The organism is Candidatus Poriferisodalis sp. (assembly GCF_965215815.1).
GTDB lineage: Bacteria > Actinomycetota > Acidimicrobiia > Acidimicrobiales > Poriferisodalaceae > Poriferisodalis.
This window is the reverse complement of record NZ_CBDCEO010000013.1, coordinates 1,415,016-1,429,380: the sequence shown is the minus strand read 5'-3', so window position 1 is coordinate 1,429,380 and position 14,365 is coordinate 1,415,016. Positions and strand designations below refer to the sequence as shown.

The following is a 14,365-nucleotide window of genomic DNA, read 5'->3' as shown; positions in this document are numbered from 1 at the left end:
GATGATCCTACCGCGACCCCCGGGTGGCCTTGCCGTCACATTTCGGGCATCTCAGAAGTTGCGCGAAACGGCCTGTTGTTGGTCCCGACCGGCGAGGAGCCTCAGAGTACGGCCGCAGGATGGCCGATCCGCAGCAGCTGATCGCGGCTGGAAACGCCGATCAGCTTCTTTCCCGGGTTCATGTTCTCGTCGACATCATCAGTATCGGGGTCGTCACGGTCGATTCCGTGGGCAATGCCGAGGGCAATCTTGATGCGGCTGCGCCGGAAGTTGATGACCTGCCCGATGGTGTGGTCCGGATCGGCAGTGGTGAAGCGGAACAGCACCTTGTCATAGGGAAGCACGGTGGTCGTCTCGACCCGGTCAGGCGAGGTCGGCGGATCCTCGGCATAGTCGGGAATCAGGGCGCCGAGGATGTCGTCGATCAGCTCGCCGACCGCCACATCGTCTGGGCCAACACCAACGACAGGCGCGAGGTCCTGCTCACCATCAGCCACGAACTTGCTGACGTAGTCGGTGAACCCGACCAGGAAGCTGACTGAGCTGAGTCCGCCGCTGAGCTCGGTCATGCCGAGGAAAGGAGAGTCGTCGGCGAGCGACAACGGCACGTCCTCGCCGCCGCAGCCATCGACAAGCTCCACCAGGAAGTGCCGGGAGAACGCACTGTTGCCCAGCAATGCTCCGACCAGTTCGCCGTGTGTCAGCTCGGGCGGCTGGCCGTCTTCGGAATCGATGAATCGCAGCAGGACGACCCGGTTGCGAGTGTCGACCCACACTCGCACCGCCGGGTGATTGGTTCGCGAGATGGCGCTGGCCGTCTCGCTAAGACGTGCTGACGCCCGGGCGCTGTCGATCTCCCAGCCGTTGCCCCTCGCACCATCGGCACTGCCAGACCACTTGCCCACGATGTGGACTGCGTCGTCCAGTGTCCTTTCGGCGCGCTCGCTGACACTCTCAATCTCGTCGGGTGTCGTCGTGGTACGGGCACTGTCGTCAACGCCAGGGTTGTCCGGCCCGATCCGCACCGTCGACACCCCGAACGCAGCCGCCGACGTGCTCACCCGAGCCCGCTGGCGGCCGCTGCGCAGGCTGTCCGGGCCGCCCACGGCGCCGCCTCGCAGATCCACGAGGTCGCCGTCCTTGAGCGCGTAGCCAGTGCCGTCCGCCCTCAGCGGCAGCTTGAAGAAGACGCGCCCCAGGAATCGCTCGGCGCCGGCTCGCACGGGCTCACCGACTTCGACCTCCACGTCGCTTGCCGTCAGGATGCGAATGCGGCTCTCATCGACGGTGAAGTCTTCGGGCGCGCCACTGCCGGGATCGTCGTCGGGGTCGTACTCGATGGCGAAGACCAACTCGTCATGGCCGGCGATCGCGATGATGTCCATGTTCAGCCTGGGCGTCGGAGTCCTGGGCGTCGGCACCTTGTAGGTGGTCCCCTGCAGCGGACGCCGGTCGTCGTTGGTGGCGAACCAGTCGTCGGTGGATCGCATCTCGATGATGTCGCCGGCCTCTAGCGGATTCCGCAGCTCGACAGTCAGCCTCGCCAAGGCGTCACACCCTCCGCCGGGAAACGGGTTTACCAATTCCTGCCCGACAATCCACGCTGGCGTGTCGTTCACGTAGAGCAGGTCTCGCATCCTCGCTTCGAGCTTCGCCCCCTCGGTAAGGAGGCTTTCGCTGAACGTGACGGTGAACTTCAACCCGTCTGTCGCGCTGATCCGTGCGGTGAGCGTTCTCGACGTGGTTGCCGTTCGGACTGTCAGGCTCATCAGGGCATCGCTGATGGCCGAGGTACCCCCGAAGGCGACAAGCTGTGCATGGGTCTTGCGGCCATCGACGGTGGTAGGTGTGGTGCGCAAGAAGCTCGACGCCGTCGATGCCAGCGGGCTGCGAACGAACAGCATCGGAACGGGCCCAGCGCCGTCAAGTCCTTGGCCCAGCAGGGGACCGGCGGCCACCGCATCAACCGCTGAATCACGACCGACCAGCCCCACGAGGTACCTGTCGGTCGTCAGCTCGAAGTCGCACTTGCCGATCATGAGCCTGGCAACCGCCGCTGCAGCCGCTTCGGGCGTGCTCGCGACAATCCGCTCAGTCCTGTCCACTCCCGCTGCCAAGAGCTGGCTGATCAGATTGTCCGACACAACGCTGGTGCTCCCCACCATCACCACCCGGTCGATGCGCATGCCCTCCAGCGCCTCGGCAGTGGAACGAGGCAGCGTGTCGCGCCGAGTGAGCAGCACCGGAATCTCGAGCGCATACGCCAGCGGCCCGGTGGCGACCGCATAGCCGAGATGGTCGGTGTCGCCGTTGGCAAGCAGCGCGACCGTGTCATTCGTGCCGCACCAGTTGGTCAGACCGTCGAGCTCGGAAGCAACAGCGGCCGCCGTGGCGTAGCGGTCGTCGCCGGTGATGCGGCGGATCTTCGTGTCCGTGTCGAGCTCAGCCAAGTCGTCGAGTACCGAGGTGGACACCGAATCGGTCCCGCCGATGACGATCACGTTCTCCACCCCGTGGTCTTCGATGAAGTCGGCGACATGGCCGGGCAGATCAGTGGGCCGCGTCAACAGCACAGGCGCGCCCTCGCGGGCAGCAAGACCGGCGACCGTCGCACCGTCGATCGGCGTCTCGCCCGACACCAGGATCACCGTGCTCACCGAGTCCAGCCCGCCTCGCTCGTGGGCATAGCGCTCAGCTACGCGCACGGCGGTCTCGTACCGGTCGGAGCCGCCGAAGGGCCGCACACCCCCCTCAGCGAGCGACGTCGAACGGTCGGCAGGGTCCACCAGCAACTCATCGGCGGTGTTCGCAGCCCGCGCAGGCGCGGCGGTCAGCAACGCCAGTGACGGCGCCCACACGCACGATGCAAGCACTGCTGCCGTCAGGCACACCAGCCGCCGAGTGCGTAAGTCCACCGTCCCCCACTTCTCACACGTGAACGACCGGTCACGTGCGAACACAGATTACTGCGGAACACTCATATTTCCGTGAATGTGACGTGCAGGATCAAAGGTTGAGGGTGATCGTAACTGTGTGGGTGTCGTCGTTGTCACCGATCACGGTGATCGTGTAGCCGCGCAACGTCACCGATTCGCCTCGTCGCAAGACGGGGAAGCTATCGACTTGGCCGTCGCCGCTGTCGCCAGCCACCGCCATCGGCAACCGGCCGGAGCTCACGAGCGCAGCCATCACCACTTCCTCGCCCGGTCGCGCTACCGGCGCCAGCGTCACCGTGACGTCCGGCTCGCTGATGCAGCGCACCCGATCGGGACCCAGCCAGCCCGAGATTGTGGACGAGCTCGTGTGCGGCCACATCGCCCCAGTCGCGGGATTGAGCAATGTCGGCTGGTTCTGACCACGGCCCATCGTTGATGCGGGAGTGCGGCATGGTCGAGCCGTCGGCGGTCACCACGCCCCCGGCATTGCCGCCGCCGAAGTGGGTGCTCGGGAACACCGTCATCACAGCGTCGATGTCGGAGAAGTCCACATCGGGGTCTGCCAACTCGACGGCGTGCTCACCGGCGCTGCGCGTCAGACCGGAACGGGGGCCGGTCGGACCGGTGTAGACGTGAAGGCGGTCTGGCCGGATTCATCATCATGAGGGACCGCGCGCGAGAAGGCGATGCGCTGGCCATCGGGTGACCATCGGGGCATCCAATTGCGGCCGGGAAGATCGACGACCACCACTTCGTCCACGCCATCGAGGTCCGCGACGATGAGCGAACTCTGTGCGAGATCTCCGCGGCCGAACGCGATGCGGGTGCCGTCTGGCGACCACGATGGGTCCTCGGCCCGGTCGGAATCGAGCAACGGGCGGGGCTCGTCTTCGATAGATCCGCCGCAGGTGCCAGCGGGCAGCACGCCTGGCGTGTCCGAGTCGCCCGCTTCCGTCTCGGCAGCTCCCGCTCCCTCACCGCTGAGGTAGGCGTCGAGTGCGGCCTGCGACACTGCCGCGTCACCGCCGAACACGCTCAGTTCGAGTGCTGTGGCACCCGCTGTGGCGCCAGCCGCACGAGACGCGTCCAGGAAGGCCGCTGTGTCGGGTGGCACCGCGGCCGGGTCGGCCAGCAGCAACGGAGCGCACAGCCTGCCCAGCAGTGGACCGGCGCTGAAGGAATCGAACGGCACGCGGGCGCGGGCCAGGCCAATTCGCTGCGTGGTGAAACACGGCTCCCCGGCAGCGTCGCTGTAGCGGTCAGCAATCAACTCTGCTGCCTTGACGGCGGTGTCGTACCGCGTTGCACCCCCAAGGCGTGTCACCTCGAGGCCCAAGTCCTCGATGGACTGCTCGACGGCGTCCGAGACCGCTGCGGTGCCGCCCTAGCGCGTCATGACCGTTTCTGGGGCGGAACTAGCCTTGCGACAGAACTACTTAGGTACGGCGCATCGTCATGAAGAAGCGGTTGATTGCCGCTGCGGCAACGATTGCAGTATTGATGCTGTATCCCAGCGCGGCCTCTGCTCAGACCGACGCCACGACGTACCAGCCTTCGGACAACATCGAGACGGTCGAAGCGTTCGAAATCGTCGTGACGTACTCGGAATTCGCCACCTCAGCGTCGACGCACAACTTGCCGCCGCGAAGCTGGCCGGTATCCGCGCACCGGGTCGTGCCAAGCAGTTTTCCTTGTGAAGAATTCTCCAGCGACGACATGACCGCCGTGTGCAACGCGATCCAAGACGACGAGCTCCTGGCCCATCTCGGGTTGGGCACCGCCGCGTGGTGGGCGCCCCAGGACGTCATGCACGGAGACAACAGCTTCAGGGTCACCTACGACGGCTGGATTACCGCCGACGAAGTGCTGCGACTCACCATCGAACGTCTCTAGCCGTCGCAGCGGCCCAGCGTCACGGGCGGCTGAATTCGGCGAAGCGCTGTGCGACCGAGCGGTTGCCGTTGAAATCGGTGGCTGCGCCTTCGGAGATCAACAGGAGTGACCCCTGCCCGGGCAGCAGCCCGATGTCGCTGGCCTGAAGGCGGGCGACCAGGGTGCCGCTCTGCGCGCCTGCTGTCTCGTCGCATGCTGCTCGACGGGCCACAATCGACTCATTGCTGCCCGGCGCTGCCACGAACGCCACTCCCGCACGGCCTGCGCCCCGACCGTCGAGCGAGTAGTCGAAGTTCCCGTCGTCATTTGCGTCGAGCTCGAAGCGGCCGGACTCGATGGCGCCCGCTCCCGCGTCGCAGCCAAGCACCGGCTCGGACCAGATCACGGCGATGTCCACGCTGCTCAGTCCCCCGCGCATGGCAGTCGGGCTGAGGTCGCCTCCGAGCGTTACCGGCATCTCGGGGGTCGAGTCGACCTCGTCATCGAGCTCAGCTACGAACCACTCCCGGAAGTCCGCATTGCGATTGAGGTCGGAAACCACGTCCTCAAGCGTGCGGTCGGCTGGGGCATGGAGGAAGATGCGGCCGCCGGCACCCGTATCGGTCACGGTCACCCCAGAGGTGCGGGTGGGCAGCCAGCTGGTCTCGGTAGCGACCTGCAGCGTCCAGCCATTGCCGACCGCGCCGGAGGCCGCGCCGAACAACTTGCCGGTGATGGTCAGCGCATTGCGCACGGTCTGGCTGTCACGCCTCCCGTCAACCGAGAGGGACGCAGCTGTGCGCCCGGTCGGCCGTGACACTGTCACCTTCGCCACTTCGGGCATCGTGTTGTCGCCCACAACCCGGGCGGACACCCGGCCGGCCCCGTTGCCTGCCAGGTCCTCGACCGCCCCGGTCACGATCGTGATGCGATCGCCGGTCCTCAACGTGCCGCCGAACGACGCCGGTGCGGACACCTCAAACCGGGTCGCCCCATCGGTCACCTGCACTATCACTGTCGCCTTGAGCGGCTGCGGCTTCTCCCGCTCCACTTCGGCGACTCCCGAGCGCACCCGGATCGGCTCGCTGGACGTCACCACCGCTGAGGTCGCGGTGTCGTAGGCCGTCATGGAAAGCGTCGGCCCGGTGCGGTCGGCCACCACGTTGTTGACGCTGCGGCGAACCGAGCGCCGGCCGTCCTTCTCGCCGATGCGGCCGCCGAGGATCTCGATTTCCTCGTTGGAGCGCAGCGGCCGCGAACATCCGACCGGCTCCACCGACTCGGGGTATTGCACAGCACCCTCGAGCAGGATCGTGGCCTCCGTGGTGGTCTCAGCATCGCCCACAACGACGGCTGCGTCCTCGGTCCCGAAGGCCACACCCGCTCTGCGGTAGTTGGTCGAATCGGCGGCGTCTGCGGTGAGCACCGGCTCATCGAAGGTGACGTTGATGTAGCAGCGCCCCTGCACTCCCGAGATCTCCGCCGTCATCGCGTCGAGCGTGCCCGCGGCCACGGCCTGCAGCACCATGAACGAGGTAATCGCCGCCGGGCCGCCAAACACCGTCAGATGCAGTTTCCCCTCGTCGTCGCCGGGGGCGAACTCGTCGGACTCGAGCAGGTCGGCCACGGCGTCGGGCAGAGAGTCCAGCTCGGTCAGCAGCAACGGCGTGCACTGCTCGCCCAGCAGCGGGCCGCTGACCAAGGCATCGGCGGCCTTGAACCCGTAGGCAAGGCCGAACGCATCGCCTTCGAAGCACCGGCGCGGCGTGTCGGGGCCCAGCAGCTCTTCGGCAATGCGGGTCGCAGTGGCGAAGCGATCGTCGCCGTAGAGCCGATCGACGGTGATGCCCAAATCGGTGATGGCGATCTCGACAGCAGTGCTGACCGCTGCGGGGCCGCCCAGGATGACGACGTGCTCGGTGCCGCTGTCGGTCAGGAATTGCGCCACGTCGGAGCGCAGGCCCCGGCGGGGCGTGAGCAATATCGGATATTCGCCCTGGTATGCCAGCGGTCCTGCTGCCAGCGCGTCGGCGAAGAGCTCGCCGGTGGCAAGGAGCGACGTGCGGCCCCGGTCGCGGTAGGTGCCGGGAATGCCCGCAGAAGGACCGACCCGACCCGCCACATTGACCGCCGTGGCGTACACGTCGGCTTCGCCGATGCGGGACACGCCCAAGCCGAGCGCTCGCACCGCTTGGGCCACGTCGTCGGACACCACATCGACGTCACCGATGATGATCACCTGCTCGAAGGCGTACGAATGCAGGAAGGTCTCGACCGAAGCCGGAAGAATGTCGGGCTCGGTGAGCAGCAGCGGGGCTCCGTAGCGCAATGACAGAGCGGGTGTCACCAGCGCGTAGCCGAAGTGCTCGTCGTCGCCCGAGGTGAGCAACGCTGTCTCGAGCTGCGAGCCGGCGTCGACTCGCACCTCGACGTACTCCCGAGCAATCTCGACCGCGGTCTCGTAGCGGGTCGGGCCTGCCAGCCGGGTGAAGGAGGCGTCGGTTGCTGCAGCCTGGGCTGGCTGCGGGGCGAGTGCGCCGGCGGCCAGCAGGCCACTCAGCAGCGCCAGCGACAGCCGGCGGGGGCGCGCACGACCACAGTGCCGCCGGGCGGCGGATGCAAATGACGAACGAACGGCCATGGTGGACTCCAGCGACACCGGCAAATCAGCGCACGCTCACTCAACCACACCCGCGGACGTGGCTGAGGGAACTTGATGCGTCGGGCTATGAGGGGCGGCGCAGCATCACGCCCGTTTGGCGCCTGCTGGTGTTGCCGGCGAGGTCCGTTGCCGCTCCCGGTCGGATCTCACCGATCGAGGTGGTGTCGGGAAGATTGTTGAGATCCGACGACTGAACGCGGGCGACCAGCGTGCCCGTGCGGGCGCCTGGCGTCGTGTTGTCGCAAGCGGCGGAGCCCGCGACGATCGAGGTGGTCTCGCTGTCGTCGGCCACGAAGGTGACATCGCTGTCGTCGTATGCGAACCCGTCCAGCGCGAAGTCGACCTCGGTGTCGCCGTCGACGTCAATCTCGACCTGGCGTGGCTTGACCGGTTTGTCCGGGTTATCGCAGCCTTGCACTGGTTCGCTCCAGTGGACCGTCAGATCAACCGTGCTGGTGCCGCCTCCCAAGGCCACGCGACCACCGGTGTCGATGGGGGTGCTGGCGCCCTGACCGGCGAGGATCTCAGCATTGAACAGCGACCGGAACGGCCGGTCCAGATTCAAGTCGTCGGCCAGGTCGTTGATGGCGGCCGCAGCCACAACCTGCACGGTGATGCGTCGGTTCGAGGTGGACACGTCGATGTTCGACAGCTGCCCGGTGCTCCAGCTGGCCGGGCGGATATGCCGCACATCCACGTCGATGTGCCAACGGTTGCCCACCGCTCCATCCGCGGAGGAGCCTGCATTGACGCTGATCTTCAGCGCTTCGCGGCTGACGTCGTCAACGTCGGTGGCGTTCAGCGTGACCGCCGCTTGGCCGCTGGCTCTGGGATCAGTGACGGTGATGGTGGCCACTCGTGGCGGCGTGTCGTCACGCACCACGGTGCGGCTGATGGCCCGGTTCTCGTTGCCTGCGAGATCGAAGACTTCCCGGCTCGCGATCGTGACCCGGTCGCCGTCGCGCAATTCGGAGCCGAATTGGCTCGGAACGTTGACCGAGAACATCGTGGTGCCGTCCACCACAGACGCATACTCGCTGATATCGGGGTTGCCGGTCCGCCTGAAGACGACCTCCACATCGGCTTGCTGCAACGGCTCGCCGCTCTCGATCCACACGGCGTTGCTGCCTTCGGGCGCGTTCATGACGAGGACGGGTCGGATGTCGTCGTCGTCGATGAAGAATTCCTCGCGGGGGACTCGGCGCCGATCATTGGGCGACGCGATCTCGCCGGCGACCACGCCGATGCGGTCACGGGCGCGGAACGGCGAGGCGCACCCCGTCGGCACCGAGGCACCCGAGAGCGTCGACGCCCCCTCGAGCGTCACGATGACCTTCGTGGTGGTATCGGCATTGCCGGCATTCACCGTCGCCGATCCCGTCAGGAACGGGGTGTTGCCATTGAGGTAGTTGACGAGCTGCTCGGCATCGGCGGTCACGACCGGTTCGGTGAACACCGCCGTGAAGTGGCAGCCCCCTTCGACCGCGTGCAGGCGTGCACGCAGGTCTGGCAGGCGAGCGGCATCGACAGCGGCATCCATCGCGCTTTGCGACACGGCCGCCGGACCGCCGAACACCGTGATGCGCACTTGGCCGTCGAGATTTCCGGTGATGTAGTTCTCGGACGCCAAGAAGTACTCGACGGGCGGGGGCACTTCGTCGATGTCGGTCAGCAGCAGAGGCGCGCAGAGCTCGCCCAGCAGCGGCCCGCTCGCTATTGCATCGGGTGAGCGCCAGGCGTACGCCATCCCGAGCTCAGTGCCGTCGAAGCAGCCGTCGGGCTGGTCATCGCCGAGCAGCGCCTCTGCGACCTCGAGTGCGGTCTCGTAGCGGTCGGCTCCCGCCCAACGAGTCACCTCGATTCCGAGCCCTTCGACTTCCTGCTGCACGGTGGTGCTGATCGCTGCGGTGCCGCCGAGGATGATGACATGCTCGGTACGACTGGACTCCAGGAACTCCGTGACCACGGCGGGCAGTTCGCCGCTGTCGGTGAGCAGGATCGGGTGCTCGCCCCGATATGCGAGCGGTCCAACGGCCAGCGCATCGGCGAATGTCTCCCCGGTCGCCAGCAGAGCGGTGCGGCCATAGGAGCTGTAGTCGCCGGGAACGCCCGTCCTGGGCCCCACCTCTTCGGCAACTGCCACTGCCGTCGAGTAGGCGTCGTCACCGGCGATGCGGACGGTCCTGGTACCGCTGATCGCGTCGATTGCGCTCTCCACAGAGGGCGTCACGACCGAGTCGCCGCCAAGTATGTAGACGGTCGAGACCTCGTAGCGGGTCAGGAATGTCGTGACGGCTTCGGGAATCGAGTTGGGCCGGGTCAGCAGCAGCGGGGCGTCATACCGGCGTGACAGGGCCGGCGACGGCAGCGCGTAGGCAAAGTCGTTGTTGTCGCCGGAAGTCAAGATGACGGAGTCGATGCCGATCCGGCCCGAGAAGGTCTCGATCTGGTCGACGTAGGCCTCCGCTATCTCGGCGGCGGTCTCGAAACGGGTGTTGCCCTCGAGGCGACGCGTCTCGACGAGGGCTGCTGCACCCTGTGCGGGGTCGTTCGCCACGGCGAGCACGCTGGCGGCTACAGCGGCAGCCACCAGGACCCGCCCAAGCCGCATTCGCCGCCGAGGCGCGGTAGATGGAGACACGTTCATCGACGACTCCTCAGAGCAGTGGAGGGAATACGGGCGCCACGGAACCCGAAAATCAAGGTACCGCGCGCTGGCTTGCGGTCCGCGGCACCCCTGAGCCCTGAAACCCCGAAGTTTCGGCGGCTTTTGGGGCTGCTTGGCCGGCCTGGTTGCTGCGATGGCTGCAGGGTCGGTCGGCGACGGTCGGAGTGCGGGGACCGGTGCCGTCAGTTGTTGCGGGTGATGGACACCGTGTGGGTGTCGCCGTCGTCAGCGGTGACCGTGATGGTGTAGCCGTGCACCGTCACTGACTCGCCGGCTTCGAGCACCGGGAAGTCGTCGACCTGGGCGTTGCCGCTGTCGCCCGCTACCCGCAGCGGCAAGCGCCCAGAGCGCAGCAGGCTGTCGACGGTGTACACGAGCACGCCTTCGGTGATGAGCCGGGGGAACGTCGTGCTGGCGCCCGTGTCGGTGGCCTGGAAGAACCGGCCGGCGTCGTAGCCGAGCTTGCGGCGGCTCTCGATCACCAGCATCTTGCGAGCGTTGAGCGGCACCGCCGCCATCGCTGTGCCATCGCCTGGCCCGGCGATCGGCGACAGCGCCACCGTGACGCCGGCTTCGTCGACTTCTTCGTTGACGCAGCTGACCCGCGAGTCGCTCAGCCAGCCCAGCTGCCAGCGGCTCCACGCCAGCATTTCCTCCATGCGCAGGTGATGCCGGTAGGCCGTGGAGACCTGGCCGCTTGGGTACTCCCAGTCGTGGGCCAGCCGGGGGTCGTTCTCATCGGCAAGGAAGTACGCCCACATGTTCATGCGTCCCCACTCCGATGCGACCCACCTCTGCCCGCTGGGTGCCTCGGGTCGGGAGTGTGCGTCGCCGTAGGGATACAGGTCTGCCAGGCCGAGGTTGTGCCCGAGCTCATGGGCAGCGACGGATCCCCACGTGTAGGGCTCGCGCTCGTCGCCGAGATAGACGCTGTTGATGAGCGTCGTCCGCCACGAGCTGCCCGCGACACTGACGGACGGATGGGCGAACCCGCCGCCGCCGAAGCGGCTGCTGGGCAGCACCACCATGACGGTGTCGATGTCGGAGAGGTCGAAATCGGGCTCGGCCAGGCCGATCGCGTGGCTGATGGCACCTGTATTCACGGCCTGGTTGCTGAGTGCGTTCGTGCTGACGAAGTCGCCGAATTCCTGCTCGGATCGCAGCCATGTGTGGTGGGGCACCATCTCGACGTCGAGTTGGCCGTAGCTGACCGACTCGAGGTAGTCCTCGACGTAGGGAAGGCCCTGTTCGGCCTCGTCGGAGGTGGTGTGGGTGGCCTCTGCGTCGGGGAAGTCCATGAAGAGCACGGCCACCCGCAGGGTTCCCGATGATGGGGCTGCCCAGGGTGGCAGGGGGAAGCCGGCTGTCACGCTAGAGACGCCTGCGGGCCGGCATTCCGAGGCCCCACTGACGACCTGCTCGCCGCTCGCGCCCGATACGTACACCTGGTGAGCGCCGTCGGCATCGATGGTGTGGAAGGCGAGGAGCTGGCCGTCGGGTGACCAGCGGGGTGCGATGGCTTGGCCTTCGAAGTCGAACACGACCTCCTCGTTGAGGCCGTTGACGTCGGCGATGATGAGCTGCGTGCGCGCGCTGTCGCCGCGTACGAAGGCGAGTCGCTTGCCGTCGGGCGACCAGTCGAGACCGCCGTTCCAGTACACCTCGTCGACAGCGTTGCGCGGGTTCGCCGCGTCGGCGTCGGCGATGACGACAGCTTCGCCGGCGATGTAGGCCAGCTGGGTGCCGTCGGGCGAAAAGACCGGTGCGTAGTCCCACGAGCCGCCTGGTGTCAGCGACTTCTCGTTCGTGCCGGCGCGGTTCATGCGGGCAACGAAGCGCTCGCCGTCGGTGAAGCGGTCAAAGATGATCGTCTCGCCGTCAGGCGACCAGCGGGGGATCCGGTCGGTGAGGTCGTTGTGGGTCAGCTTCTCCCGGCCGGTGCCGTCAGCGTTGGAGATCCAGACATGGGAGAACCATCTTCCGTCCTCCTGGTAGCCCCGGACGTAGACGATCTGGGTGCCGTCGGGCGACCAGGCGGCCGAGCTGAGATAGCTGTCGCGCACGATGCGCTTGGCGTTCGAGCCGTTGTTGTTCGCAACCCACAGCGAGCCGTCCTTCGTGTAGACGATCTGGCTGCAGTCGGGTGACCAGGCGGGATCCTCGGCGTTGCGCGAGGACACGAGCACGCGGGGCTCGTCGGTGATGGAGCCGCCGCAGGTGCCGGCGGGCAGGACAGCCGACTCGGCGTCGGCTGCGTCGTCTTCGGTGGCTTCCGCCTCATCGTCCGCCTCATCGTCCGCCTCCCCGTCGGCTTCTTCGTCTGGATCCAGGTCTTCGCCGCTGAGATAGGCGTCGATGGCGGCTTGGGAGACGGCTGCGTCACCGCCGAAGACCCGCAGTTCCACCGTCGGGTTTGCTTCCCGGGCGGCATCGAGGTAGGCGGCGGTGTCGGCGGGAACCTGGGTCGGGTCGACCAGGACCAGCGGGGCGCACAGCCGTGCCAGCAGCGGCGCTGCGCTGAACGAGTCGAACGGCACGCGGGCACGGGCCACGCCGATCGTGCTGGTGGCGAAGCAGGTCTGTCCGGCTGCGGCGCTGTAGCGGTCGGTCACCAGCTCGGCTGCCTTGACCGCCGTGTCGTAGCGGGTGGCACCTGCCAGCCGGGTCACCGACGCTCCGAGGTCGGTGACTGACGTCTCGACGGCTTCGCTCAGGGCAGCCGTGCCGCCCATCAGCACCACGTTCTCGATGCTGTTCGTGGCCAGGTAGCTCGCCACGTCGGCGTGCAGTTCGTCGGGCGGGGTCAACAGCACCGGATGACCGCCGCGGGCAGCGAACGGCCCGGCCACCAGCGCATCGGCAAACACTTCGCCGCTGGCCACGATCACGGTGCGGCCCAGCCCCGGCATCATCCCCGGGGTGACCCGTCCAGCAGCGGCAACCCCGGTGCTGTAGCGGTCGTCACCCGCGACGCGCTCCGCCGACACGCCGGCTTCGTCCAGAGCTTCGAGCACGGCCGCGCTGACGCCGCGACCGGGTCCATGGGCGCCGCCGCTCGCGTCCGGCCCGACCACGAGCGCGTTGGACACGCCCGCCCGCGCCAGGAACGCCAGTGCATCGGGCCGCAGCTCGCCCGGCGGGGTCATCAGCACCGGCGCGCCCAGCGCTCCCGCCAGCGGTGCCGCCACCACGGCGTCGGTCCACCGCTCCCCCGACACCAGCACCACCCACTCCAGCGAGCCGCCGGCCTCAGCGGCGACTGCCTCAGCGATCAGCAGCGACGTGGCGTAGCGGTCCTCCCCGCCGTAGCGGGTGGTCGAGAAATCCGAGCCATCGATTTGGGCCGCGCCTGCTGGATTGACCGGAAGGACCAGCACGCTGCCGAATCCCACAGCCACCGACAACACAAGGGCCGCCAATCGCCGCACCCTCCGCAACCTACTTCTGCGGTTTCTCCATCGGGGAGGTGTCGGCGTGGTCGCGCCACGCAGCGGTTGGGCAGGCTTCAGCCGGCGGCGGCTCGAACGCACCACGCAACGGTGCGGCAGGCTTCAGCTGGCGGCGGCTCGAACGCACCACGCAACGGTGCGGCAGGCTTCAGCTGGCGGCGGCGGCGCTGGCGGTCTCGGTGCCTATGGCCGGAATGCCCATGTCCTCGTACGTAGCCATGGGGAAGTACGACACGCCGAGTTCGTCGAATGACCTGCTGGCGTCGTCGCCCCGATCAGCCAGCGTGACGGCGGCTACCACTTGGGCGCCGGTTGCCTGAACGCTCTGGTACGCCTTCAGGATCGAGCCGCCGGTCGTGACGATGTCGTCGACCAGCAGGACACGGTTGCCCTCGCCGATCCGTGTGCCTTCGACGAGGCGGTTCGTGCCGCGCCCCTTCGCTTCCTTGCGGACGATGAACCAGTTCGCCCCGCTGACGACGGCGATGGCGGCCGACAGAGCGTCGGCGCCGAGCGTCAGGCCGCCGACCGAGTCGAACTGGACGCCAGCAGCGGTCACCCGCTCGGTGATCGCCTCGGCAGCAAGCCTCAGGTCGTCCCCGGCACCCAGCGCAACCTTGCCGTCAATGAAGTAGCGCGAGTAATTGCCCGAAGCCAGCTGGACGGCCTCGGGGAGCTCCGTCAGGCCCTTGGTGCGCAAGATCTCCAGCAGCCTGTCCGCAGCAGCAGTGCTCATGGACGCAAACTCCCTCGATCGTTCGCGGCCGAGACTATGGCA

General features: G+C 67.4%; 9 protein-coding genes. 2 read left to right on the top strand and 7 right to left on the bottom strand.

Going from position 1 to position 14,365, the window contains the following annotated elements; translation table 11 throughout:
* Positions 1–101: 101 nt before the first annotated feature.
* Positions 102–2,960 (bottom strand): cell wall-binding repeat-containing protein, encoded by a 2,859-nt coding sequence (locus ACOOHB_RS16545; RefSeq protein ID WP_420445903.1) that lies wholly within the window; start codon positions 2,958–2,960, stop codon positions 102–104.
* A gap of 46 nt (positions 2,961–3,006) precedes the next feature.
* Positions 3,007–3,315, bottom strand: coding sequence for a hypothetical protein (locus ACOOHB_RS16540; protein WP_420445902.1), 309 nt, complete (start codon positions 3,313–3,315; stop codon positions 3,007–3,009).
* 23 nt (positions 3,316–3,338) lie between these two features.
* Between ACOOHB_RS16540 and ACOOHB_RS16535 the strand changes: the two genes are divergently transcribed.
* Positions 3,339–3,566, top strand: coding sequence for a hypothetical protein (locus tag ACOOHB_RS16535; RefSeq protein WP_420445901.1), 228 nt, complete (start codon positions 3,339–3,341; stop codon positions 3,564–3,566).
* Here ACOOHB_RS16535 and ACOOHB_RS16530 read toward each other — a convergent pair.
* Positions 3,532–4,260 carry a cell wall-binding repeat-containing protein gene (locus tag ACOOHB_RS16530; protein WP_420445900.1) on the bottom strand — a complete coding sequence of 243 codons (729 nt, stop codon included), beginning with the start codon at positions 4,258–4,260 and terminating at the stop codon, positions 3,532–3,534. The genes ACOOHB_RS16535 and ACOOHB_RS16530 overlap by 35 nt on opposite strands.
* A 131-nt stretch (positions 4,261–4,391) precedes the next feature.
* On the opposite strand from ACOOHB_RS16530, the gene ACOOHB_RS16525 reads away from it, so the two are divergent.
* Positions 4,392–4,829 carry a hypothetical protein gene (locus tag ACOOHB_RS16525; RefSeq protein ID WP_420445899.1) on the top strand — a complete coding sequence of 146 codons (438 nt, stop codon included), beginning with the start codon at positions 4,392–4,394 and terminating at the stop codon, positions 4,827–4,829.
* 19 nt (positions 4,830–4,848) lie between these two features.
* Here the strand turns inward: ACOOHB_RS16525 and ACOOHB_RS16520 are convergent, their stop codons facing one another.
* The 4 genes from ACOOHB_RS16520 to ACOOHB_RS16505 all read right to left on the bottom strand — a co-directional run bounded on the left by ACOOHB_RS16520 (position 4,849) and on the right by ACOOHB_RS16505 (position 14,323).
* The gene (locus ACOOHB_RS16520) at positions 4,849–7,449 is read right to left on the bottom strand and encodes a cell wall-binding repeat-containing protein (protein ID WP_420445898.1); all 2,601 of its coding nucleotides are present in this window, start codon (positions 7,447–7,449) and stop codon (positions 4,849–4,851) included.
* 85 nt (positions 7,450–7,534) lie between these two features.
* A complete protein-coding gene (locus tag ACOOHB_RS16515) occupies positions 7,535–10,060 on the bottom strand; it encodes a cell wall-binding repeat-containing protein (protein WP_420445897.1) in 2,526 nt (841 codons plus the stop codon).
* A gap of 260 nt (positions 10,061–10,320) precedes the next feature.
* The gene (locus ACOOHB_RS16510) at positions 10,321–13,566 is read right to left on the bottom strand and encodes a cell wall-binding repeat-containing protein (protein ID WP_420445896.1); all 3,246 of its coding nucleotides are present in this window, start codon (positions 13,564–13,566) and stop codon (positions 10,321–10,323) included.
* A gap of 169 nt (positions 13,567–13,735) precedes the next feature.
* Positions 13,736–14,323 (bottom strand): orotate phosphoribosyltransferase, encoded by a 588-nt coding sequence (locus ACOOHB_RS16505; protein ID WP_420445895.1) that lies wholly within the window; start codon positions 14,321–14,323, stop codon positions 13,736–13,738.
* Positions 14,324–14,365: the final 42 nt, after the last annotated feature.

Excerpts from the sequence above, each read along its gene's own strand:
- ACOOHB_RS16535 (WP_420445901.1), top strand. The coding sequence starts at position 3,339 with ATGTCGGCTGGTTCTGACCACGGCCCATCGTTGATGCGGGAGTGCGGC.
- ACOOHB_RS16525 (WP_420445899.1), top strand. The coding sequence starts at position 4,392 with ATGAAGAAGCGGTTGATTGCCGCTGCGGCAACGATTGCAGTATTGATG.
- ACOOHB_RS16540 (WP_420445902.1), bottom strand. The coding sequence starts at position 3,315 with ATGTGGCCGCACACGAGCTCGTCCACAATCTCGGGCTGGCTGGGTCCC.
- ACOOHB_RS16520 (WP_420445898.1), bottom strand. The coding sequence starts at position 7,449 with ATGGCCGTTCGTTCGTCATTTGCATCCGCCGCCCGGCGGCACTGTGGT.
- ACOOHB_RS16505 (WP_420445895.1), bottom strand. The coding sequence starts at position 14,323 with ATGAGCACTGCTGCTGCGGACAGGCTGCTGGAGATCTTGCGCACCAAG.